This window comes from Anabaena sp. UHCC 0451 (genome assembly GCF_034931405.1).
Taxonomy (GTDB): domain Bacteria; phylum Cyanobacteriota; class Cyanobacteriia; order Cyanobacteriales; family Nostocaceae; genus RDYJ01.
Window position 1 is genome coordinate 27950 of record NZ_JAYGHA010000017.1, and the last position, 25534, is coordinate 53483.

General features: G+C 36.7%; 18 protein-coding genes. 6 read left to right on the forward strand and 12 right to left on the reverse strand.

All coding sequences use genetic code 11. The annotated features are described in order from the left end of the window. Positions 1-212 precede the first annotated feature (212 nt). The 5 genes from VB694_RS13350 to VB694_RS13370 all read right to left on the reverse strand — a co-directional run bounded on the left by VB694_RS13350 (position 213) and on the right by VB694_RS13370 (position 6556). Positions 213-2096, reverse strand: a complete 1884-nt coding sequence (locus VB694_RS13350; RefSeq protein WP_323360807.1) for a TolC family protein — start codon at positions 2094-2096, stop codon at positions 213-215. 113 nt (positions 2097-2209) lie between these two features. Then, complete coding sequence (locus VB694_RS13355) at positions 2210-3430, reverse strand: transposase (protein ID WP_323360808.1); 1221 nt, start codon at positions 3428-3430, stop codon at positions 2210-2212. A 127-nt stretch (positions 3431-3557) separates the two neighbouring features. Next, the gene (gene kaiC / locus VB694_RS13360; protein ID WP_323360809.1) at positions 3558-5102 is read right to left on the reverse strand and encodes a circadian clock protein KaiC; all 1545 of its coding nucleotides are present in this window, start codon (positions 5100-5102) and stop codon (positions 3558-3560) included. Positions 5103-5379: 277 nt separating this feature from the next. Next, complete coding sequence (gene kaiB, locus VB694_RS13365) at positions 5380-5694, reverse strand: circadian clock protein KaiB (RefSeq protein WP_323360810.1); 315 nt, start codon at positions 5692-5694, stop codon at positions 5380-5382. 256 nt (positions 5695-5950) lie between these two features. Further along, positions 5951-6556: a KaiA family protein gene (locus tag VB694_RS13370; protein WP_323360811.1), complete on the reverse strand. Its 606-nt coding sequence runs from the start codon at positions 6554-6556 to the stop codon at positions 5951-5953. A 651-nt stretch (positions 6557-7207) separates the two neighbouring features. On the opposite strand from VB694_RS13370, the gene VB694_RS13375 reads away from it, so the two are divergent. After that, positions 7208-10510: an ATP-binding protein gene (locus tag VB694_RS13375; protein WP_323360895.1), complete on the forward strand. Its 3303-nt coding sequence runs from the start codon at positions 7208-7210 to the stop codon at positions 10508-10510. A 28-nt stretch (positions 10511-10538) separates the two neighbouring features. Here the strand turns inward: VB694_RS13375 and VB694_RS13380 are convergent, their stop codons facing one another. Beyond that, complete coding sequence (locus VB694_RS13380) at positions 10539-12365, reverse strand: glycosyltransferase family 39 protein (protein WP_323360812.1); 1827 nt, start codon at positions 12363-12365, stop codon at positions 10539-10541. A 135-nt stretch (positions 12366-12500) separates the two neighbouring features. Here VB694_RS13380 and VB694_RS13385 point away from each other — a divergent pair, with 135 nt between their 5' ends. Further along, complete coding sequence (locus VB694_RS13385; protein WP_323360813.1) at positions 12501-13457, forward strand: hypothetical protein; 957 nt, start codon at positions 12501-12503, stop codon at positions 13455-13457. Positions 13458-13615: 158 nt separating this feature from the next. On the opposite strand, the gene VB694_RS13390 is transcribed toward VB694_RS13385, so the two are convergent. Genes VB694_RS13390 through VB694_RS13415 form a run of 6 tightly spaced genes read right to left on the reverse strand, consistent with a single transcriptional unit; the run spans position 13616 to position 19236 of the window. Next, the gene (locus tag VB694_RS13390; protein WP_323360814.1) at positions 13616-15604 is read right to left on the reverse strand and encodes a transglutaminase-like domain-containing protein; all 1989 of its coding nucleotides are present in this window, start codon (positions 15602-15604) and stop codon (positions 13616-13618) included. Then, positions 15601-16947 (reverse strand): DUF58 domain-containing protein, encoded by a 1347-nt coding sequence (locus VB694_RS13395; RefSeq protein WP_323360815.1) that lies wholly within the window; start codon positions 16945-16947, stop codon positions 15601-15603. Before VB694_RS13395 ends, VB694_RS13390 begins: the two co-directional genes overlap by 4 nt. A 28-nt stretch (positions 16948-16975) precedes the next feature. Beyond that, positions 16976-17392: a putative toxin-antitoxin system toxin component, PIN family gene (locus tag VB694_RS13400; RefSeq protein ID WP_323360816.1), complete on the reverse strand. Its 417-nt coding sequence runs from the start codon at positions 17390-17392 to the stop codon at positions 16976-16978. Further along, positions 17370-17606: a type II toxin-antitoxin system VapB15 family antitoxin gene (gene vap15 / locus VB694_RS13405; protein WP_323360817.1), complete on the reverse strand. Its 237-nt coding sequence runs from the start codon at positions 17604-17606 to the stop codon at positions 17370-17372. The genes VB694_RS13400 and vap15 overlap by 23 nt, the downstream gene beginning before the upstream one ends. Before the next feature lie 59 nt (positions 17607-17665). Beyond that, complete coding sequence (locus VB694_RS13410; RefSeq protein WP_323360818.1) at positions 17666-18619, reverse strand: MoxR family ATPase; 954 nt, start codon at positions 18617-18619, stop codon at positions 17666-17668. A 41-nt stretch (positions 18620-18660) separates the two neighbouring features. Continuing rightward, positions 18661-19236 carry a hypothetical protein gene (locus VB694_RS13415; protein ID WP_323360819.1) on the reverse strand — a complete coding sequence of 192 codons (576 nt, stop codon included), beginning with the start codon at positions 19234-19236 and terminating at the stop codon, positions 18661-18663. Between the two features lie 118 nt (positions 19237-19354). On the opposite strand from VB694_RS13415, the gene VB694_RS13420 reads away from it, so the two are divergent. The 4 genes from VB694_RS13420 (at position 19355) to VB694_RS13435 (ending at position 24920) form a co-directional block, all read left to right on the forward strand. Next, entirely contained in the window at positions 19355-19687 is a 333-nt protein-coding gene (locus tag VB694_RS13420; RefSeq protein WP_323360820.1) for a DUF565 domain-containing protein, read from the forward strand. Positions 19688-19720: 33 nt separating this feature from the next. Further along, entirely contained in the window at positions 19721-20773 is a 1053-nt protein-coding gene (locus tag VB694_RS13425) for a glycerate kinase (RefSeq protein WP_323360821.1), read from the forward strand. Between the two features lie 111 nt (positions 20774-20884). Next, positions 20885-23887, forward strand: a complete 3003-nt coding sequence (locus VB694_RS13430; protein ID WP_323360822.1) for an ATP-binding protein — start codon at positions 20885-20887, stop codon at positions 23885-23887. A 19-nt stretch (positions 23888-23906) separates the two neighbouring features. Further along, complete coding sequence (locus tag VB694_RS13435) at positions 23907-24920, forward strand: PleD family two-component system response regulator (protein WP_323360823.1); 1014 nt, start codon at positions 23907-23909, stop codon at positions 24918-24920. The last annotated feature ends 614 nt before the right edge of the window (positions 24921-25534 follow it).

A 25534-nucleotide genomic window follows, 5' to 3' on the forward strand; every position in this document is an offset into this window, starting at 1 on the left:
TGGTAGGGAATAGGGAATAGGGAATAGGGAATAGGGAATAGGGAATAGTAAGAATTTAGTTTTTACCCAGTCCCCAGTCCCCAGTCCCCAGTCCCCAGTCCCCAATCCCCAATCCCCTGTAATAAATATAGCGTTTTTAACTAAAAAGCCTCATTTAACAGTGTAATTACTGGCAATGAGGCTTTTTGTAGCTTTTAAAAGTTTTTATTTATTTACTTCTGAAAAGCTCTGGATGTAACGTAGCGTTGCAGCTCTGTCAAAGCACGATTATAATCCAGGATGGCGTTAATGCGATTACCTTCTGATCTTGTTAGTTCATTTTCAGAGTTAATGACATCTGTTTGCGTGCCTACACCAGCTTGAAAACGCAAACGCGCTAATCGTAACGACTCTTTAGCTTGCTCTAGAGCCGCATTAGCAGTTTGTACATTTTCCAAATTGGCAATCTGTCGAGAATAAGCATCTTCTACCTGAAGGCGGATTTGGTTGCGTTGTTCAGCAAAGTTAGTTTCGGCGATCGCTATATTACTTTTAGCCTGAGCCGCTCTTGCTTTTGCTGCACCACCATCATACAAATTCAGGGTTGCTTGTACTCCCACAGAATAACCATCGCTCACATTAACACTGTCATTGAAAACATCAAGCAAATTATAACTGCCAACTAAACTAATTTGTGGACCTAAAGATGCCACGGCTTGTTTTCTTCGTGCTTCACTAATATTCCGTTCTGCCAACCGCTGTTGTAGTTCGGGACGGTTTTGATAAGCTAACACAATGCTATCTTCTAAGCCCCGCTCCCACAGACCAGCTAACTGTACAGGATCAGCCGCACTAATATTGATTGACTGGGGCAGATTTAACCGGGTAGCTAACCGACGACGCGCGATAACTTGCTGAGAACGGGCGTTAGTTAAGTCTTGTTGGGCATTGGCTAAATTGACTTGCGATCGCAACACATCAAACCTTGTACCCACTCCAGCCCGTTCTAGAGCCATTGCATCTCGCAAACTAGCCTGAGAATTCTCGACTGCGGACTGAGCAATCCGTACTTGTTCATCTCTTTGCTGCAAATTATAGTAATCTGTGGCAACATTCAGGCGAATTTCCTCAGATTCTCTTTCTACATCCAATTCCTGAAAACGTACCTGTTCCTCAGCCTCTGTAATCGCCGCGTTTCGTCTCCCAGATGTGTAAAGGTCATATCTTATTTGTGCCTCACTATTGAAGCTAGTATTGGCTTCAGCGTCAGGTGCATTAGGATTTAACCGCTGTGTTTGTTTAGCTGCCAATGTACTGTTAACACTGCGGCTATTAGTGACACTACCATTTAATCCCACGGTAGGTAACAAAGCAGCTTGAGCTTCTTTCAAAACAGCTTGACTGCGTTGCAACTGCAATATGGACGCTTGTAGTTCGTTATTATTACGCTTGGCAAGTTCTAAAGCCTGTTCCAAAGTAATGGGCTGATTTGCCTGAAGTCTCACTTCCTCTGGTTTCGTGGGAAATTGTAGAGGGTTAGGACTAGGATTCAGGTGTTCCAGTGGTGATTCTGGAGAACTTGTTACAGGTGTTACAGTTTCTGAATTTTGAGGTGTTTCTGATTCAACAGGAGTAGTCACCTGGGCTACTTTTATGGTGTCCACATTTTTTTGTGAACAAGCCTTTAAAGCTAGAAGCAAAGCAGCTTGGCTTTTTTGATAGGACTGTAAACATTTTTTCGCCTCCACTGACTGTGTTAATTTTGCGCCAGTCACTGAAATTGGTAAAACTGTTTTCGGGCTGTTGTCTTTTGCCAAATTGGGATGATTAACCACAGTAACTTCTGTCACATTGTGATTAGCCCCAGGCTGCACACTAAGATTACTAAAATCCAGAGTAGGTAACAAAGCTGGAGAATTATCAACTACAGTATTTAGCTGTTGTCTGTTGGTGCTGTCTACAAGAGGGTTTTTCCCATAGGTTGTAGTCAACACGGTAGGAGAAGACACCAGCTTTACTTCACTGACTTTTACGGTTCCAGCCCAAGCTGACTGAGTTGTTAATACCGCTGCTGTTACACTAGGTAAGAAACTATGAAATAATTGTTGTCCTTTCACCGCATCCCCTCACACGAAAATCTATCTAGCGGCAGAAAACTTGTCTTCACACAGAATATAGCACGATACTAAATGAAGCAAATAATATACTACTATAGTTACTAAAAATATAGTCAAATATTTCTAGCTTGGTAAGGCTTACACCTTACAGGGCTAACTACAAGCCTCTCTATTGAGTTTCTATCAAAGATAGACTCCCCAACTACCTTTCTTAATATATTCAGAGAACCGTTTAAATCGGCAGCATAAGTTTGACCCGATTTGGACTTAAATAAACCTCTTTTAACTCTTTTGCCTAAATATTGCTCATGCTTTTTGATTGGTTCAAAATCCAGAAAACTACATTTTGATGTGTAGCTTTCCTCTGTCATTTGTACCTTGATTCCCACAAGTTTAGCTTTATATTCTAACTGCTGTATAAATCGCCCATGCGGAATATTGACAAAGTTTTGGTTAGTTTTACTCCCTAAGTTAATGCTTTGTTTCCAATTTTCGTTTTTACCTATAATCAAATGTGTTATATTTTGACTAACTAGCTGATTAATAATAAATCTACTAGCTGTGTGGAGGTAGTAATCCACTTTATTATTACGCTTGAGTGTTAATGATTCTATCTTTCTTGAAGATTTTTGATTTTTAGGTAATTGAGATTGAAGACTAGCTTTAACTTTATTGTAGAACTGATTACCAGATTTAATAGCTTTACCGCAAACAATAAAAGGTTTAAAATCTAAACAATTACTACTAACAGTAGCTAAGTTATTTAAACCTATATCAATTGCTGCCATTCTATTATTATTCACTTCTATAGTGGTTTCTTCTTGTTCATAAACTGCCTCAATAACGTAGACATTATTTTTAGGAATAATTCTCACTTCTTCAATTTGTGTAAGTTTAGTTTTCACCAATATGGGTAATCCAGAAAGTGAGATGAACCCCTGTTTTAAGGCTTTCTTGGAAACAGCTTGATTGTTAAAAGTTAAAACATTTCTCCCTTTTTGTTTATGCTTATATTTAGGTAATTTGGGTTTACCTAAAAACTTTTCTGGATTTAAGTTATATTCTTTCTTCGCCTCCTGGTAAGATCTAAAGCATTTATCAACTTGTTTGAATACTAATTGAGCAACTTTACTAGGTAATGCTTTATAATCATTAGTATTCTTGAGTGAATGGTATATTTGATTGAATGTTGGTATTGGTTGATTGGCGAAAAATGCTTGACGACATAAATAAACAGCACAGTTAAACAGATTTTTTGAGAAAAAGGACATTTGATCAATTTCTCTAAACCTGATGTTATTGTGTTTAATTAGATGTCGCTCAACCAATTGCATTCTGACTCCCGGTACTTAACAATACACACAGTTTAGTTTCTTGATCATAGCACAGATGATTATATTTGACTACATCTGACTATATTTTTGTTATTTAAACTCAATACCGAATTTAAAAATCAGAAATCTACTTTTCTTCAAAACGTTTGACAATGCGAGAAAGTTCCGCCTTTTCGTCCATGATAACGCGGGTGGGCGCTCCACTGACAATTCGTTCATAATTACGGAAAGAATCTTTGATATTAGGTCCGTCAGCCGTAATATTGTACTCGCGAATCCCCTTATCGTGCCATGAACCTCTCATTTTGAATACGTTAATTGCCCGTGACATTTCACCATGAATTTCTACATACTGCAACATGAGAATTGTATCAGTAATTGTGGAGATATGAGAATCAGTAATTGAATGTGATCCCATAAATTGGTCACTTGTATTGGTAAAGAAGCCTGTGATTTCTTCTTGTTTAGCATAACCTGTGACACCAATTACAAACTGACGAAAAGCATTATTGCTCACGCCTCTAGCCAGTGCAGAAAGGGAATCAATGGCAATTCTGGCAGGTTTAAACTCGGCAATTTCTGATTTAATAATTTGTAAGTGATCTTCTAAACCTGTTGATTCAGGGTAGGTACAAATTATTTTTAATAAACCTTGGTGTTCTAATTCTTCAAAGTCAATTCCCCAAGAATAGGCGTTACGAGACAGTTGAGCGCGGGATTCTTCATAAGCAAATAAAATTGCTCGCTCACCGCTGACACAGCCATCTTGAATAAATTTACTCACTAATAGAGTTTTACCAGTACCTGTAGCTCCTGTGGCCAAAATAATTGAGTCTTTAAAGAAACCACCTCCACACATTTCATCTAGAGTCTTGACTCCTGAAGATACGCGCACATTGGAAGACCTCTGAGTTAAACGCATTGCACCCAAGGGGAAGATGTTTACTCCTGCATTGGTAATTGTGAATGGGTATTCACCTTTCATGTGGGTTGTACCGCGCAATTTGAGAATTTCGATGGTGCGACGGCGGCGTTCTCCTTCTAAAACGTTGCGAACAATGACCACGTTGTCAGAAACAAATTCTTCGACTCCAAAAGAAGCTACAGGTCCATATTCTTCACCCCGCTCCGTTGTAATGATAGTAGTTACATACAACTGTTTTAAACGTGCTACTAAGCGAAAGATTTCTCGCCGCACTACTCCTACAGCTTCATATTGTTGAAATACTGCTGTAATTGAGTCAATAGAAACACGATGAGCTTTGTATTTACGGATTGCATATTGTAATCGCTCAATTAAAGCGGAGAGATCAAAATTACCGACAATATCTTGGCCTTCTGGGTCGGGGGATGCGTCGAGAATAAATAATTTACCTTCTTCAATTAGTTTTTGTAAATTCCAGCCAAAAATATGGGCGTTTTTGATAATATCGCTGGGTGACTCCTCGAAGGTAACAAATACTCCTGGTTCATCAAAGTAGGTGATGCCATTGTAGAGGAATTGCAGGGATAATAAAGTTTTGCCTGTACCAGAAGTGCCGCTAACTAAGGTTGTTCTCCCCACTGGCAATCCGCCATGACTAATATCGTCAAAACCCTCAATCATTGTGCGAATTTTCTCTACACCACCCATTTGGGGCTTTTGTGGTTCTTGTTTTTCTTGGTCACTCATTGCTGATCATATATGGGTATTTAACCCGATTTTTTAAATTACTAAAGTTTGTACTCAGTTTTTATGACTTTTCTGTCCGTCACTAGTACACGGTGGCGTAAGTGAATGAACCGTTTTCAATCTCCGAAAAGTCTATTCTGTTTTAATTTTGACTTTTGACTTTTGACTTTCGCAAAGCGGTACTAGGGTAATTAGGACAATTTTAAATTTGGTAATCTTTGTCAGACAAGCTGTAGAGACTTTCCGATGAAACGTCTCTACTAGATGAATAAGTATTTTACTGTTCCCAGTCTTCTTCACTCAATTCTTCATAAAGTAAGTCTAATCCTATTAAAACTCTTTCTCGATCTGAAAGATCACCGATAATTTTGCGAACAGGCGGCGGCAAAATCTTTGATAATGTTGGTGTGGCTAATATTTTATCTTCTTCTGCTAATTGTGGGTTTTTGAGAACGTCGATTACTTTGAGGGCATATACTCCTTTAAACTCCTGTTCTAATATGTTTTTGAGTGTGCTTAATGCTCGCACAGAGTTGGGGGTGTTCCCTGCTACATAAAGCTTGAGAACATAGGTTTTTTTGATTTTATTCATAAATTTACAAGCTAGATAGGAGAATTAAGAATACAAATTATGCTGAGTCAGGAGTGAAAGCCAGTTGATGTTTGATAGCGCAGGGTTGTCCATGTTTTTATTTTCAGTTGGGATCTCATTCACTTGTAATCTGCTATATCTAAATAAATAACAGATGTCAGTTTAGATAGGATTAATCTTAATGATTTTATCACCAATTCTGTTAATTCTTGAATCTTTAACTCCTGAGCCAAAATCCCCAATAGCATAACTTTATTCAGGTTATTTTAGAACTTGAACATCTATATACTTCACATAAATGCGCCAGAATATCTATCAATGTCAGTCTGTAATCGAGTAATGTTTCATCGCTCCTTCCTTCTAATTTTAGCTGTTTGGAAAATTCGTCAATCAGATCCATGTGAATTTCTATAATTTGTGGCACAGGAATATTAGCATAAAATAAGGCGTTGATAAATTTATCAATTGCTATTTTCAGATTTTTGTCTGTGATAAAGTAATCTATCAGGATGCTGCGGTAATCTGATTTCAACTGCTTTAATATTTCCTGCTTTTCCGATGGACTCATTTTCTGGAACCATTGCTGGCTTTTTTGTTCGTTGCACGCCAATACATGATCATATTGATCATGATGTTCCCATGGTTGATGATAGTTGGACTGTTGCCAATTATGTAAATATTGGATGTTTATAGGAGTGGTAGCAATCAGTGGCAGACCAAAAAATTGGTAATAAATTTCCTGAATAAAAGTCCTGATTTGCCTAACTAAACCTTGTTGCTGATTCACAGTCTCAGGATTATATAAATATTTTTTATATTTTTTAACATCTGGTAGTGGAATCAATAATACAGGTAATATCATTTATTCTTTGTTTATATATTTAGATGATCGTTAGTAGTCTGCTGTCAGTGCTGATTAAGTTTTGTAAAAACTTTTTTTAAATAAATTCCCGACTTGATAACGCTTTGTGTCAACAAATATTGAGAAAATCCCACTCAATTACCAGTTTTTGTGAATGAGTGATATAACTTATTAGATAGTTGATAAAGCGTTTAAGATCAATCGTGTAGTAACTAAATTGTATCTTCTGGATATGTATATCTATCGGAATATAGATTTTTTTATTTTACTCCTTGATAAGATACATAAACAAAGTTAAAGCATTGTCTCATTTTAAATCATTATAATTCCTCAAGGTTCTAAAGCGAATCTTTGGAGCGATAATTGTTTAAGCTGTAACTATCAATCAGGAGTTTCCATACCAGCGGGAGACTGGTGATAATGTCTGCTCGTTCACAAGGGTGGCAAAGGCAAGCGTAGCTACGTTGGGAATTATGGGATTGAGCAATTGCCTATCCAAGCTGAGTTGATTGCGGCGATAGATTTACAGTTTTACCAAGAAGGATTAACAGCATCTTCTTGGAGAACATGGCTTCAGGCATGAAAACCATCAGCACGTTGGCAGATGTTGATGCCAGAGGCAACTACAGGAAGAAAGAACCCTTAAGCCTTATGTTAATGCTACATTACCCGCTTTATGACTTTCTAGCAACCGTACCCAGCTGCTCAGAAACAAGCACTCTGGCAGTGGTGCTGGAGATTTTAGAAAAAGAGCAGTGCGATCGCTTGGTAGTGGTAAATCAACAACAATGCCCGATAGGATTGTTGTACTCTGCCCATTTAATCCCGAAATTACTAGCAGTGGCCAGTGGTGAGACGTTTTTAAATCTCCAGCAGCCAATTTCTACCTTGAGTCCCAGTCTGATTCTGCCAATACAGACAATACCAGCTTCTGAACCACTGGATAAATTAAGTTTGTGTTTACGTTACCAAAACAACCCAAAAAATAGAAATTTAGATTGGGCGTTGATTGACTCAGATGGTAAATTTTTGGGGCTACTGGATGACTTGCGTTTATTAAGTTTTCTCGCGAAAAATAAAGTAATAATTGCCTCTAACTTGCCAGGAATAACAGGGAATAGTGCGGGGGGAAAAACTCGCTCTTACAGGCAAACCCAACATCAGCCAATTAAAAACAACCCTTTAGTGCAGTTACTGGAAAGACTGCCTTGGCCTTTAATGTTACAAACCAGTACAGGAGAAGTGCTAACACAAAACCCAGCTTGGTGGCAACAGTTGGGAATGTTGAAAGATCCAGAAGGAATCAGGTTACAAGTAGAAACCATTCTGTCTCCTGTCAAGTGTAAAGACCCAGAATACAGCAATCAACAAACATTCAAAGTTAATTCTGATCTGGACAGCGGTGAAAGAGAAGATCCTGCCAAGTCGATGAAACGGCATCTCCAGGGCAATAATTTACCCTCTACTAACCAAGCTTCTCATTCCCCATCAGTTTTAGCAATGATGCAGGAAGCAAAAGGAAAAACAAATGCTACAGCTAGTCACTGCTACTTAGATGCTCAACAGGGTACTTGTACTTGTGTTGTGGAAGTGCAGAATGGTCAAGAAAGAATTTGGCAGTTTGCGAAAATTCCTTTGGATAGTCCTGAGTTAAAAGTCTGGAGTGGGGATGCAGAGGTGATTCTGTCCACGGAGAACCCAGAACAAGCAACTGATGATTTGTGGTTAGTTTTAGCTACTGATGTCACCGAACAGCAACAACTTTTCAAAGAACTGGCAGCAAAAAACGCTGATTTAATTCAACTCAATCGGTTAAAAGATGAGTTTTTAGCCTGTATTAGCCATGAATTGAAAACGCCGTTGACAGCAGTTTTGGGTTTGTCACGATTATTGGTAGATCAACAATTAGGAACACTAAACGAGCGACAAGCACGTTATGCGGGTTTGATTCATCAAAGTGGCCGTCATCTGATGAGTGTGGTTAATGACATTTTGGATTTGACACGCATGGAAACTGGACAGATGGAACTCACTTTGTCTCCAGTGCAAATTCGGGAAGTGTGCGATCGCGCTTTAACAGAAGCAAAAACACTCCACGCTCAACCTAGCAAAGCCGCCCAATCTTCATCTGATCACCAATTCAGCCTCACCATTGAACCAGGTTTAGAGCAGATGATAGCAGATGAATTACGCTTGCGGCAAATGCTTGTACACTTACTTTCCAATGCCTTTAAATTTACCGAAACTTCTGGAGAAATTGGACTGCGAGTAAATCGCTGGGAAGGATGGATTGCTTTTACAGTCTGGGATACAGGTATTGGTATTCCTGAACATCAACAACATTTAATCTTTCAAAAATTCCAGCAGTTGGAAAATCCCCTGACTAGACAGTTTGAAGGAACTGGTTTGGGGCTAGTATTAACTAGGGCTTTGGCTCGTTTACATGGTGGAGATGTGAGCTTTTTGTCTAGTGAAGGCAAAGGTAGCCAGTTTACACTCCTATTACCACCGACTCCTCCCAAAACTAGTTTTACCGAATCAGAGGGAGGAAATTCAGAATCACATCAACCTGTTTCTTCACAACGATTAATATTAGTAGTTGAGGCAGTAGCTCGATATATTGAAGGCTTAACCGAACATCTTAAAGGTTTAGGTTATCGGGTAGTAATTGCCAGATCAGGAACAGAAGCACTAGAAAAAGCCCGTCGCTTACAACCAAAAACTATATTTTTGAATCCGTTATTACCCTTACTTTCAGGTTGGGATGTGCTGACTTTATTAAAATCTGACAGTGCAACTCGCCATATTCCCGTAATTGTTACAGCTACGGGTGCAGAAAAGGAACACGCTTATGCTAATCAAGCTGATGATTTCTTGAGCTTACCAGTAGAACATCAAGCTTTAGTACCCATCTTAGAAAGATTGTGTGCTGCACCAGAAGTTGAGCAAATAGGTTTAGAAAATAATGATATCCCGTCCACAAAAACACCGCTGCGAATTTTACGGTTGGTAAATCCAGAATTAGCATCTGTGACTCCCCAACCCTCCCTGCGCGAACATCGAGTTATTGAAGTAGATGATTTAGATCAGGCAGAACTTTTAGCACGGGTTTGGCAGTTTGATGTGATTTTGTTGGATGTTGACAGTTCCATAGCCCAAAATTATTTGCAACAGTTGACTAAGTACCAACGGTTAGCGGATTTACCATTAGTAACTTGTGATGTAGCTACTACTTTGGCAGCTTCGCAAATACCAGGATTGGGTGTATTTCCTTGTTTAACTCCATTAGGGAGAGAAAAAGAAAGTCGCAAAGGAAAACCAGATCCTTTATTGTCTGTGTTGCAAATTGCTTCTGGTATTGGCTGTCCTCCTAATATTTTAGTGGTAGATGTGACTATGTTGCGTGATTTACCACAGGTAAAAAGCAAGCAAGCTCAAGGTTATGGGTTAGATAAAAAAGCTGCTTTTCCCCATCCTCACCAAACACTTAACAGTGATGATCAACGAGGTGATACAGCACCCAATCATGAACGGGGTGCTGAGTGGTTTCAGGCTTTAATTCAGTATTTACAAACTGCTGGCTTTAAAGCGGCTATGGGCAATTATTGGGCGGAAGTTTTGCAACAACTTCGTCATCAAAGTGTTGATTTATTATTAATTTGTTTGGGAGAATCTGCCATTGATCAACAAGTACAGAAAGCGTTAACAGCTTTGTCAGATTTACCATTTAAATTACCTCCCATTTTGGTACTTGACAAAATATTAAATCAGGTAAAACATCCAGAAATTGGGCAACCAAAAAAGCATGAATATCAATCGCGTGAAAATGTTGTTGCTGATTTAGAAAATTTAACTGCAAGTGTCGCTACCCAGATATTACCTCGTTCTATTTCCATGGAAGAATTATTAATTCAGATTAATCAAGCTTTAGGAAAGGGAATAGGCAAGAGTTGATTAATTTTTTCTAGTTCCTCATTACGAATTAAGAAATATCCGATTTGTTGTTTTGTTCTTTTTTAATTCGGTTGAAGGGAATACGAATGAGATCATAAGCTCCTTTGGTGGCAATATTCTTGTAATTATCTGGTGGTAGGTCCATCTCCATCAACTTTTTCTGCTCAGTCAGAAGTAATAATGATGGTGTTTTAAATTTTGTAGTTGCTTGATTGTGAATATAGTCTAGAGCTTCTTGGGAAAAAGTGAGGTAGTTGACAGTTTTTTGCGTGTAGAAAGTTACTGTTGGCTTTTTGAAACCAAGCATGACTAATTCTTCATTGGGTTGTTTTTCTTGAATTGCGATCGCTGATAATTGTCTTAAAGGTTCTTGTCTTTGTTCATCCATCAAGAACAAAGCAGGCATTAAAACAATTGCTAAAAATGCTACAAATCCCACGAAATTAATAGCGATGATAGGACGCAAACGATGATTCAAGATTAAAGCAGCGATGATAATCGCAGTAATCAACCAAATGATACCCCCCAAATTTGTTAACCCTAAATTTTGCATTTTTTGGTACAATTCAGGTGCAGCGGGGTCTGTTCCTACTAACTTGAAGAGGTTAAATAATGCTACTGATATTGTGGATAAAAAGGCAACATTTACCCAACTACTAATGCGGAAGGATTGATCAGTTTGTGTGTTGGAAAATATCTCACTCCAGAACAAGGCCACAAGGATAGCTGCTGCTGGCATTAAAGGTAAAACATAACTGGGAAGTTTGGTGACAGCGATGGTGAAAAAGCCGAAGACACCCAAAAACCAGAAACAGGCAAATAAACCCAGTTGTTGAGAACGTTCTTGATTGAGTAAGTGCGATCGCTGCCAGAATTTTAATCCAGTTAACCTAGCGATGGACGCAGGTATAAAAACTGAATATGGTGCAAAACCCAACAACACGACTAAAAAGTAAAAATACCAAGGGGCTGAGTGACCATTCACAACCTCTGTAAACCGTTCTATGTTGTGATAACCAAAAAAGGCATTAATAAAATTCCAGCCATTGCGCCAAGTCACCAAGGCATACCAGGGAGCAGATATAGCCAAGACTATCCCCATTCCCAAAATTGGGCGCATTTCTCGCCACAGTTGCCAGAATTTGCCTAAGTAGACAGCAAAGGCAATCATAATAAATCCTGGTAAAACTATTCCTACTGGTCCTTTGGTTAAAATTGCCCCAGCCATCAGCACATAACAAGCTAAATACCATTTATTGGGGAAGCGGGAAGGGGTAGAATTTTGAGCGTATCCCAAAAAGAAGCACAGCAAAGCCGAAGCTATACAACCGGTCAGTAACATATCGGAAACGCCGATTCTCCCCCAAACAATCATTTCTGGGTTGAGTGCCATTAAAGCTGATGCTACAGCGGCTGTTAAGTAACGACGGGTAGGATTTGCAACTTGTTCTAATTGATCTTTTTTAGCAAAATGCCACTGGACAGCGTAGAATGCCAAAGCAGTGACTGCTGTTGCTGCTAATGCTGAGGGTATGCGTGCTGCCCATTCATTTACGCCCATAATAGAGTAGGCGATCGCTTGACACCAATAAATTAATGCTGGTTTGTCAAAACGAGTTTCACCATTAAAAAACGGGGTAATCCAATCACCTGTAATTAACATTTGCCGGGAAGCTTCCGCAAAAAGTGGCTCAGTTTCGTCAATTAAGCCAATATTGCCCAAATTCCAGCCAAAAGCGATGAAGTTAATTAACAGCAACCATACTGTGAAAATAGTCACAGCAAGGGCTGGACGCTGTTCTATTTTGTTAAACCATTGGTCAATAAAGGGGCGATCGCTCAATTTTAGCCTCATAAATCCATATTCACAGACACGGTAAATTGTGTCTTTCCCATAAACACAATAATTCAAAAGTCGTTTATTAATTTGATTTTGTTCTCACATCATAGAAGGCAGAAGGCCATCTACCAAAATTTCCTGAAAAATCCCATGACAAGACAACCCCATGATCAACTAGCAAAAGAATATCTAGAGGAATTATTAGCACCTCTAGGAGAGGTTAAAACCAGTAAAGATGTAAAAAGCGAAGTTCAAGAAATAGATGTTTGGTTTGTTCCTAGAACCACATCTGTAAATTCAGGCTTAGGATTATTAGGAAAAATGGCAGTTACAAGTTGTTTGTTTGAACCTTACCGCAATGCTCCTAATGAAATAGAAATTAGGAGTTGTTTGTTAAAATTGTATAGTGTTCAAAGTGATTTGTTACGACAAGCAAAACGGGAAAAACGTTCTATACCAGAAGAAGAATTACCCTGTTTATGGATTTTAACACCAACTTGCTCAGAAAAAATTCTTGAAGGTTTTGGAGTGAAAGCAAAGGAGGGATGGGAAACAGGAGTCTATTTTCTCCCCAAATATCAGAAAACTGCCATTGTTGCCATTAATCAGTTACCCGTGATAGAGGATACACTATGGTTAAGAATACTAGGAAAAGGCAGAACTCAAACGGAAGCTATCAGCGAAGTAGTTGAACTCTCAAAAGAGAATGATAAATGGGACAGACTAATGGAAATTTTCGCATCTTGGCGGAAAAATTTAGAATTGAATAGTAATGTCAACGATGAAGAGGTAAAGGAGTTAATTATGAGTTTATCACCGGCGTATCTCAAACAACGGGAAGAGTGGAAACAAGAGGGAATAGAGGAAGGAAGACAAGAAGGAAGACAAGAAGGAAGACAAGAAGGACGACAGGAAGGACGACAAGAAGGAAGAATAGACGGACAGCGTTTGATGGTAGAGAGTTTATTAGCAGTGCGTTTTGGTAATTTAGATGAGGAATTATCTGCTATTGTCCCTCCGATAATGGAACTTTCTTTGACGGAAAGAACTCAGTTATTAATTAATCTTTCTCGTGAAGAATTGTTGGCAAGATTTAAGATTGATTAGATGTATTGGTAAGAGGCGTTTTAGTCAACGTCTCTTTCAATATTCATGTATCTTGAAGCCAGAAAATAAATTCCTTTACAACTAAAATCAATTAAAACCAACTATTTTTACATCATTTATTCTTAATTTTAAAATCTGTTTTAGCTAACTGCTGACTGCTAGATATATTTCTCTAACCATGATTGTACGGCTGATTTTAATCCTGCTCTTTCAGTTTCTTGAATTCCTTGGGGATCAAAACGATAGCGATAATGAAGCTCAATTAATGATGATAGTTCCTGAATCAAATCAGATGCAGGTATTTCTGCTTTTAGCCTTTCCAACCAATTCTTTAAAGACTCTGAAGGCTGACGTATAAATCCTAACTCATTTAATGCTTTCTCTATTAAATAAAATTCAGAATCATTGGCGATGATATCAGCTTTATGAGTTGCTGTAGATAATACCCGTTGCTTAAATACACGCTTGACTTTGTTTTGCGGTGCAGATTTAGCTATCATGATCAAAAATAATGGCAACAACAGCCACCAAATATATTTAAATAAGTTACTACTTCTAATATTTTTTAACCAACGGGAAATTTGAAAACCCCAAAATGCCCATAAATCAGAAATTATTGATAATTTAGAAGCATTTGCATCTTCAATACTTGTCCAGTCAGGTGGTGTGGTATCAAAGGCTTGCCATTTACTATCAATATATACCATTGTCCAAGCGTGAGCATGACGACTGCGGACAATATATTGCTTTTCTAAATTACTAAATTCGTGAACAGAATAACCAACAGTATAACGAGCGGGAATACCTAACGCACGCAAAATTAATGTAGTCGCACTGGCGAAATATTCACAATGTCCAGAGCGAGTTGTGAGTAAAAATGTGGATAAAGGTGTAGAAGCCGAATCTTTACCTGTGAGTTGGAGTGAATAACGATAATTTTTGAGAAAAAATGCGTCTACAACTTGCAATATTTGCTGCGGCGATTTTTCTTTAATATCCAGTTGTTGAACAATTTCATTGATTGCTGATTTTTCTCCTTTAGTAATTTCTAAATCATCTGCTGTCGGTAAACTATCTAAAGAAAATTGTTGATTAAATTTAATTTTGTAAGCAATATCATTGACTTTTCCTGTGACTCTTACCGTTCCATATTTATTCTTCTCCATTTCACTGACTGGTAAATCATTAATTTCAAATGTGCCATTAGCTAACCTTAAAATACCTTTGCCATGATTTAGTGTACTATAAATCGTTAGACTAGAACTATTATCTGAGTAATTTCCTAATAACCAAGTTGTATTATTAATATCTGGTTTAATAATTGTAAATTCAGGATTTAATGCTATCCATAAAGGAGATTGATATTTGTTGTAAGTTGCTTCTTTCAGCAGTAAAGGAAAATCTTTGATTTTACTTTCAGAAGACACTCTAAAAACAATATCATTGGACTGTTTTAAAACTCCAATTTCCCCCATACTTGTTTCTTTTTTTAAAGCATTTATTTCCTGTCCAATAACATCGCTAAACCATGATACTAGCTGATTTTCTACTTGCAAATGAAGTTGATGTAATCCCATTTGTCCGATAAAACCAACACTTCCCGCAGTGAGAAATAAACACAGCCAGAGTATAGTTGAAAATCTGCGCGATCGCACATTCCAAAGTACAATAGCTGAAATTACGAACATTCCCAGATAAAAAGATATATTTTCAGTATTAGCATTACTAGCAGCTAAAATACAAAGAGCTACATAAGGGTAAGTTAAATTAACACTAAATTGGTTGCTTTGTTCTCCTGTTTTTTCATCGTTAAATGTAAAAAAAAGCGTGGTCAGATTGATGCTTTGTTTAACAGCATAAATGTGAGCAGCAATGAGAGGAAAAAATACAGCAGGTAGCCACTGTAAAATAGTATATATTATATAAAAAGAACGGTTAATAATTAAGAAATAAATACTCAGAGCAACAAGAATAACCAAACATAAATTAGCAATACGCTTGATATCATCAGTAGAAAAATCCCAGCGAGACTGCACAAAGCGAGAACATTCTAAAATTATCGCTATTGGTATAGCACAAATCCATAGTCCAGTTTGCCAACCCCAAAATATTAAAGAAGCACCAAGTAGAAGGGGAGGTTTTTTCATAACTTCATTAATTCCTGTTGTATATTATTGATGTTTAAAATGTGAAAAGTGACTAATTCATATTGCCTTAATTCTTCTGTTTTTAAGTCATCAGGTTTATGAGTAAGAATTAACACTAATGTATGGATACTCATGTTATTGAGATATTCTACTAATTTTTTTCTCTGGTCATTCCAAGAAATAAAAATGCAGATACAACCGCTTAACAGGGAAATTTTTTCTAACACAACTGGGATAATTGAATCAAAATTTTTATCTTGACAAGCACCCACAGAAGCGAGAATTTCTAGCATTTTTTCTGTATGACTTAATCCTCTACCAAAAGTAAAACAATAAGCTTCATTTCCCACAAACATTAAATCTAATAAAGATTCTTGAGTTTGCACGTCAGCAGCTAAAGAAGCAGCTATTGAAATTGCTTCTTCTAATATCTGGCTATATTTTTCAGATTGAAATGTATCTAAAATTAAAGCGTGACGCACAAAAAATTCATCCTGTTCTTCTTTGACGATGGGTTTACCAGTTTTTGCCCAACTTTTCCAGTGAATTTTGCGAATTGAGTCTCCAGAACGATATTCTCTTAAAGAGCGAAATTCTTCTGCATCTCCTACAGAAGAAGCTAACGCTACACCACCAGATTGATATTTTATCAACCCAGGAAGTTGAATTGTTGGTAGTTTATATAACTTAGGGAGAATTAATAAAGATTGGGGTAAAGAAATAGTTTGACAAGCATTCAAAAGACCAAAAGGATCTGGTCTTGCTATTGTGATACTCACAAGACGCATTACACCTCTATAGGTGGGTGTTATTTCTCCAGTAATTTCTGTTTTACTATGGGGTTGAAGTGTTGATAAATTTAGGTTTTTTGCAGTTCCACATTGTTTACGAGAAACTAGCCATAACCACCGATAAGAACCTAATTTAATATCCAGAGGACTGCGTTTATTTTCTTGCGGTTCTGGTGTTTCTTGAAACTCTTTTAAAGTTGGACGAGGGTCAGCAAAGTTTTCAAATAATTTCAGGTTTGTTTCTGTTTTAGCGGTTTTATTATGAATAAAAATTCTATATTTTAATTTCATCCCAACGGTTGCAAATCGGGGTAAGGTGCGAGTAGCACTAAAGCGAGAGCGAAAGAATAGACTAGAAATAGTAGAAATGGTGAGAATAGATACTAAGAAAGTAAATATTTGATAGGTCAAGTTTTGGGTTGTGTCCAAACCAAAAGCTGCTGCAAAGATTAAGCAAAAAATTACTGCAAAGCCACTTATAGTAACTCGTTTATTGAGTTTGTGTTGCAGTGCGGAACTAAAATGATAAATTTGATAGATAAATTTTTGCATTTCATTTTGAGATGTTGGCAATTAAATGTTATAATCTTAATAATAAATCCCGACATTTAACGATTTCAGTAAGTTCAAATTTTCCTAGTACCAATAAATCTTGATCTCCTGTGACTAAAAATTCAGCATTACTATCTTTTGCTAGTGCTAGGAGGTAATTATCTTTCGCATCTCGACGAAGAGAAACTTCAGATGTGATATTTATAAATAGTCCAATAGTTTGCAAAAGTTTAATTAACTCATCTACTTTTTGAGATGGAAAATACTTTTGTAACTTAGGTCTTTTTGTAACTACAATTATTTCTTCTAATATTTGTTCAGAAATAACTATTGTAATCTTCTCTTCAACTAATAGATTTTTTAGTTCTGCTAATTCTCTACCAATTAAAAAACTAATCCACAGATTGGTATCAATGATTGTTTTAATTTCTTTTTTCTCTTTCATGAATTTCTGCACGCACGATTTCAACTTCTTGGTTAATTTCTTCTAGGGATAATTCATCAGTTTGAAATATCTCTAATAACTCTGTTAATTTTTGGTTCAAAGTTTCTTTTTCTAATTCCTTGCTGAGTAACAATTTCTCCGAATCAGAAAGCTGTTTAACTAAAGTGAGAATTTGTTCAAATGTTAAAGGTAGTTGATAGGTGTTGTGTAGCATAATGTCAATTATTCTCCTTTTGTTGATCAATACATTTTTACACATTCATATTTTCAATATCAAGTAGGAACAGGAACAGATTTAATAATCTCTTCTATCACACCTGCGGCGGTTTTTCCAGAGAAACGCGCTTGAGGTTCCATGACTAAACGATGGGCAATTACAGCTACTGCAAGTTCTTGGATATGTTCTGGTGTGACAAATTCATAAGCATCAAATAAAGCTAATGCTTGAGCGATTTTCATTAAAGTAATAGATGCTCTGGGACTTGCTCCTAATTGTACACCTTCTGCTGTGCGTGTAGCGTTAACAATATCAACAATATAACGTTTTAATTCGGCACTGATTCTAATTTGTTTAACTTGCTGTTTTAAGGTGATAATATCTGCTAAATTAACGCATGATTGAATGATATCAATAGGATGTTGTTGAATTTGATCTGAGAGTAGGTTAACTTCTTCTTCTGGTGAAATATATCCTAAACTAAACTGAATTGCAAACCGATCCATTTGCGCTTCTGGTAAGGGATAAGTTCCGCGAGATTCGACTGGGTTTTGTGTAGCAATGACAAAAAATGGATCTTTAAGTTTTCGCAAATTTCCATCAACAGTAACTTGGAATTCTGCCATGGCTTCTAATAATGCTGATTGGGTGCGGGGTGAAGCGCGGTTGATTTCATCAGCTAAAACAATGTGAGCAAAAATTGGACCTTCATGAAAATTAAAGGTTTGTTGATTGGTATTTAAAATCGAAACACCCAAGATATCTGATGGTAACAAATCGGGTGTAAATTGAATGCGTTTAAAACTTACATCTACAGAAAATGCTAAAGCTTTGGCTAAAGTGGTTTTACCAGTTCCAGGAGAGTCTTCTAATAAAATGTGTCCACCACTAGCAAAGGTAGCCAGTAACTTTCTAATTGATCCTGATTGGCCTTTGATAACTTTTTGAATGTTGTCAGAAATTCTTTGATAAATTTCTCGTCCAGACAGTTGAATTTTTGAGTCTCCCATTATGTTTGATCAATTTGATTTATTCATACACATTACACCTTTTACGGAGTTAATATCAATTGCCATTCTTTGGTTTGGGAATTCCAGTTTGGTGAGGAAGTTTCCCCCACGACATAAGGACCCCAATAGCGTCGAGAACCATCTTGAGCAAATGCCACTAAAATATCTCCTTTCTCTAGTTTTAAACTACCCTCTGGAAGGGATAAAATTAAACCTTTCTGACTACCTTCTTGGGGAGCAAAATCCCAATGAGCCGGCAGATTATATTTTTGTTTAGTGGTTGAAGAGCGTTTAACTGCGGATTTTCGCGCTAATAGAGCTAGGCGTACAGGCTGAATTGTTTGATTGCTCATTCGCAAACTACCTAAACCTTGACTTTGGTGAGGTAAATTTTCGGAACTGGGTTTTTTTACTTGTTTGGTTGCTGCATTTGTGACATTAGCTTCATCAGTAGATATTACATTTGCTAATGTGGGGGTTTCTTTCGCTAGTTTTAATAAAACATCTGGCTGATTAGAATCAAAAGATACACTTAATCCTAAGCATCCCGCTACAAGTCCGAGTAGTCCCAATGCACAAGTGATAACCGCCAAATTACGATACACGGAAGATTTCATAATGTTAGTTTTTAGAGATAAGATTTTTCTTAGTTGTCAGTTGTGAAAAAATAGGTAACAGGTAGAAAGTTATTCTCCTTAGTCCCTAATTCCCAGTCCTTAGTTCCCAGTCACGTTCATGCAAAATACTCGTCTTAATAACCTTTTCAATACCATTGCTAGGAGTTTAGGGCAATGGTTTATCAATCCTTGGCGGCGATTATCACTACTTTTAATTAGTTGGTTATTTGGTTTTTTTCTGGGATCAGCAGTATCTACTACCGCTGGACAACAAGCAACATTAGATATTGTCATAGCTGCTTTTTTAGTCCTACTAACAGAGATTACCAGCAGAATATTTTACAGTCGCAGTTTTTTAGCTAGACAAGCTCTTTGGGTGGAAACACTTAACTTCCTGAAAGTTGGTTTCATTTACAGTCTATTTTTGGAAGCGTTTAAGCTAGGTTCGTGACCTGTAAATTTAGTTTGAGGATAGGAGTTAGTTATGCTCAGTAAGTGGTTACATGAATTTCTGCTCACAGGTGAAATAGATACTTTCATGCAGGTTCTAGCACAAGAAGCAGCACTGGCAGATTCTTTGAGAGCAAAGGTTTTTGATATTACACCATACAATGTAGCTCAAGTTATTCAAGAGCGATCGCACCTACTCAAATCAGTTTTTCCTGCTTTTAGCCAATTTTGCGAAACTAACCTGCAAATGCCTACTCAGACTATGTTAGAGGTATTGTGGGATTTATGGCTACCTTTGGCCATCAAAATTGCATCCAGTCGTCAAAAGCTAGGTAGAGCTTTCATCCAGGGGATTTTAGGTGGACAAGGTACAGGTAAAACAACAATGTCCCAGATTCTCAGTTTAATTCTCCACGAGTTGGGATATTTTACCCTTAGTTTATCGTTGGATGACTTGTACAAAACATACAGCGATCGCTTGGCTTTAAAGCAACAAGATCCGCGTTTAATTTGGCGTGGTCCACCAGGAACTCATGATATTGACTTAGGTTTAATTTTATTCGATCAAATTCTGCAAGGCAACAGTCCTGTGACAGTTCCCAGATTTGATAAATCTGCTTATTCAGGTGCTGGCGATCGCACCATTCCAGAAATTATTATTGATGTTGATATAGTTCTTTTTGAAGGCTGGTTTGTGGGTGTGCTTCCCATTGATACCCAAGTCTTTGCTACCGCACCATCTCCTATTAATACAGACAATGACCGGGCTTTTGCTCGTGATATGAATGAACAACTCCAAAACTATCTACCACTGTGGTTACATTTAGATAGTTTAATCATGTTATATCCCACCGATTATCGTTGTTCTTTAGAGTGGCGTAAACAAGCAGAAAAGAAAATGATCACTGCTGGTAAATCAGGTATGAATGATGCAGAAATAGAGGAATTTGTCAATTACTTTTGGCGGGCATTACATCCAGAATTATTTATCCAGCCATTGCTGACATCTCCCACAGTTGATTTTGTTATAGAAGTTGATACTGATCACTCTTTTGGTGCAATATATAGTTATAGACTTGACTCATAGGCAGGAGTTAAAACTTAATTACACCTTATGGGACTATCCCTGCAAGACGCTATGCAAACATTTGTGTAGTAGAGAATTGTATTAGCTAAAAAAATAAAACACAAATTATATATGAATAACAGCTACTTTAAAATACCAGAAACACTCGATTTTAGTAAATATGAACAAGAGCCAATTCATCTCTCTGGACATATCCAACCTCATGGCGTATTTATAGCTTTACAAAAACCAGATTTAAAAATATTACAAATTAGTGAAAACATAGAGCAGTTTTTGGGAATCTCAGCAGAATCTTTGTTAGGGCAAAACTTAAACTGCCTATTATCTTCAGCACAAATACAATTAATTACTAATGGTTTTGAATATGATAAACAAAGTTTGATTCATTTATTAGAAATTCCCAACTATCAACCAAACACCTCTTCACTATTCATAGGGATGTTCCATGAAGCTAATGGAGTTTTAATTCTAGAATTAGAACCTCATGCAGCCATCGAAATAAATCCATTATTAGGATGTACTCATCTTTTAGAACGAGCAGTTTTCCGCATTGGTCATGCTTCCCATCTCTCTGATCTTTATCACATTATTGCTCAAGAAGTGAGAAAAATAACTCAGTTTGACAGAGTCATGATTTACAAGTTTGCACCCGACTATAGTGGGGTTGTAGTTGCTGAAGATAAACAAGATGATTTAGAAAGTTATTTAGGATTACATTATCCTGCTTTTGACGTTCCCAATGAAGCCAGACAACTTTACTACCAAAATTGGCTACGGGTGATTCCAGACGTTAATTATCAACCTGTAAAAATTATTAATAACAATCAGCATCTAACTAATGAACCCATTGACTTAAGTAATTCCATCTTAAGAAGTATATCATCATGTCATAGAGAATACTTGCAGAATATGGGCATTTTTAGTGCTATGTCCATTTCACTCATTAATGAAAATAGGCTTTGGGGTTTGATTGCTTGTCACCATTATTCTCCCAAATATATCAATTATGAAACGCGCAAATTATGTGAAGTAATTGGTCAATTTACATCGATTGAATTAGTTAATAATCGAGAAAGAGCTTTAAATTTTTACCGGCAACAAGTTAAATTAATTCAACAACAACTCAATCAAAATTTAACCAACGAATTAGATTATATAGGCAATGTTTTCAAAAGGAACGAAACCAGCTTACTAAATTTACTAAGTGCAACTGGTGCTGCCATATTATTGCAAGGGCAATTAATCTTAATTGGTAATACTCCGTCAGAGAATGAAACTAGGAAATTAGTAGACTGGATATTAAATCAAAAAAATCAGCAAGAGATTTTCTATACAGATTCTCTATCAACACTATATCCAAATGCTAATAATTTTCAAGATATAGCCTGTGGTATTTTAGCAATTTCCATAGTTATTCATCAGAGGTCTTATCATATTATCTGGTTTCGACCAGAGCAAATTCAAATTGTCAATTGGGCAGGTAATCCTGAAAAAACAATATCTATAGACTCAAATGATAACCAATATTTGACTCCACGTAAGTCATTTGAACTATGGAAACAAACAGTAAAAAATCAATCACTTCCCTGGCAAGCATTTGAAATTGAAGTAGCACAAGAAATGAGAAATAGCCTCATGCTGGCGGCACTAGAGTTTTCCCAAATAGCACTCCAACAAGCTGCGGAACAAGCTGAAATTGCCAACCGAGCTAAAAGTCAATTTCTAGCTAAAATGAGTCATGAATTACGAACACCACTCAATGCTATTTTAGGTTTCACTCAAATATTAAATCGCAATAGTTCCTTATCTGAAGAAGACCAAGAAAACTTAGACATCATTAGTCGTAGTGGTGAGCATTTGCTGGCTTTAATTAATGATGTTTTAGAAATGTCTAAAATAGAAGCTGGTCAATTAACATTAAATGAAAATTATTTTGATTTGCGTCGTCTAATTTACTCTATTCAAGAAATGTTTGCCATTAAAGCCCCAAATAAAGGATTAAATTTAATCACTGAATTTAGTCCAGAAGTACATCAATATGTATTTGGAGATGAAGGCAAACTCAGACAAATACTGATTAATTTAATCGGTAATGCTATCAAATTTACTATTGTTGGCTATGTTAGTATTAGTGTTTCTTATCCTCAAGGTTTACCATTTAAAACCGAAAAAAATGGTAAAATTATGGTAGAAATTGCAATTGAAGATACAGGTACAGGTATCGCTATTGAAGATCAAGAATTAATTTTTGAAGCATTTCTCCAAGCCAAAGGAGGAAGACAATTTATGCAAGGTACTGGATTAGGATTAGCTATCAGTCGTCAATTTGCTAGATTCATGGGAGGTGACATTACAGTTAAGAGTATTTTAGGTGAGGGGACAACCTTTACTTGTCATATTCAACTCAGTCTGGCTGATAAAATAGATGTTATTCCTCCTATTAGAAATACTAAAAGAGTGGTGGGTTTAGAACCAGGACAACCTCAATATAGAATTTTAATTGTTGAAGATATTTTAGAAAATCGGCTCTTGCTCGTTAAACTATTAGACTCTTTTGGTTTTGATGTTTATGCAGTAGAAAATGGGTTAGAAGCAGTTAATATTTGCAGAGATTGGCAACCTCATTTGATTTGGATGGATATACAAATGCCAGTCATGAATGGATATGAAGCAACCAAGCAAATTCGAGCAATGAATCAAGGAAAAGACTTAATTATTATCGCGCTGACAGCAAGTGCTTTTGCAGAAGACAAACAAGCGATATTGCAAGTTGGTTGTGATGATATTGTTGCCAAACCTTTTGAAGAAAATATCCTGTTAGAAAAAATGGCTCAATATCTTGATGTACGTTATGTCTATGCAGAGAATAATCAACAAAAAAAACAGCCTAAATCTGATCGAAAATTAAACAAATTAACTGTATCTCATTTACAAGTTATGTCTCTTGATTGGATTGCTCAAGTCCATGCAGCAGCAAGAATAATTGACGATGCTCAACTTTATCAACTATTTGCACAAATTCCTCCAGAACAGCGACAACTAGCTGAGACATTAAAAACTTTAGTTGATAACTTTCAGTTAGAGACAATTATTAAACTTACTGCTCCTACTTAAAATCAACTAAAATATAATTATGTACTCATTTGCAGATAAACACAATTTTGGTCAAATTTTGATTGTTGATGACAACCCAGACAATCTTCGTTTGTTGTCTAAAATGTTAGAATCAAAAGGATTTAAAATTAAAAAAACTGTCAGTGGTGAAATTGCCATCCAAGCTGCGAGAATAGAACCTCCTGATTTAATTTTACTAGATATAAATATGCCAGATATGAATGGCTATGAAGTATGTCGGCAATTGAAATCTCAAAAGCAAACTCAACATATCCCAATAATTTTTATTAGTGCTTTAGATCAAACTGCTGATAAAATTATGGCGTTTGAGATGGGTGGAGTAGACTACATAACCAAACCTTTTCAAGAGTTAGAAGTTTTAGCCAGAGTAAAAAACCAATTAATCATTTATCAGCAGAATCGGCAGCTTATTCAACAAAATCAACAGTTACAACAAGAAATCAAAGAACGTCAAAGATTTGAAGCAGCTTTGCTGGCTGCGAATCAACAACTACAACTTTTTGCACTTTTAGATGGATTGACAGGAGTAGCCAACCGGAGAAAATTTGACGAATATTTAAATCTGGAATGGCAAAAACTTGCTCGTGAAAAATTGCCGATATCGTTATTATTTTGTGATGTGGATTTTTTCAAAAACTATAACGATACTTATGGTCATTTAACCGGAGATGATTGTTTAAAGCAAATTGCACAAACAATTAAACTATCAGTTAAACGTCCTGCTGATTTATTAGCTCGTTATGGTGGAGAAGAGTTTGCAGTAATTCTTTCCAATACTAATAACCAAGGAGCTATATACTTAGCTGAAAACATTCGCCAAAAAGTATATGATCTCAAAATTCCCCACTCTCAATCTAGGGTTGATGATTTTGTGACTTTGAGTATAGGAGTTGCAACTATTCTCCCTGATGTAGTCATTTCTCCAGATACCTTAATTGAGGTTGGTGATAAAGCACTCTATACTGCTAAAGCACAAGGTAGAAACCGGATTGTAGCTGAAAATTTGGCTTAAAGGCAACATCTGCCTAAGAGGATGTTTGAAAAGTTTTCGGCGAATATAAAGATGCCTCCGGCTCCCGTTAGGGATACGCTACTACACAAGCGAAGTCCACCTATTCCTTCGGTCCCGTAAGGGATACGTGGACTAATGAAAAATCAAGGCTTCTGAACCCACGAAGGTGGGTTTTGTCTGTGTAGCCGCGATTTATAATCGCCCAGAGAGTATGAATTTAGACTTTTCAAACACTCTCTAACAATCACTGAAATGAAGTCTTCACAATACTTTCAAAAATAGGGGTTTTTTGTAAATATTTGGTGAATATGTAATACTAGGTTGCTCTTTGTAACAATAGCATCTATACTAATTAAAGTAAGCATCTCTAAGTTACAGAATTATCAGTAAATATAAATAGATATGGCTACATTCAAGATACTTAACTGTAATCAACATCTAGTCGATTATTTGTAAGTATGATGATCAAAGCTATGTACTACTATTTACTACTCGCTACCAAACAGGCCATATCTACCGTTGTCAGAAATCAGGTTTCGGTAATAATACTTAATCACAGGACATAACAGGATTTTGTTAAATCTGGTTGCAGATTTGACGGAGCGGATATAAAT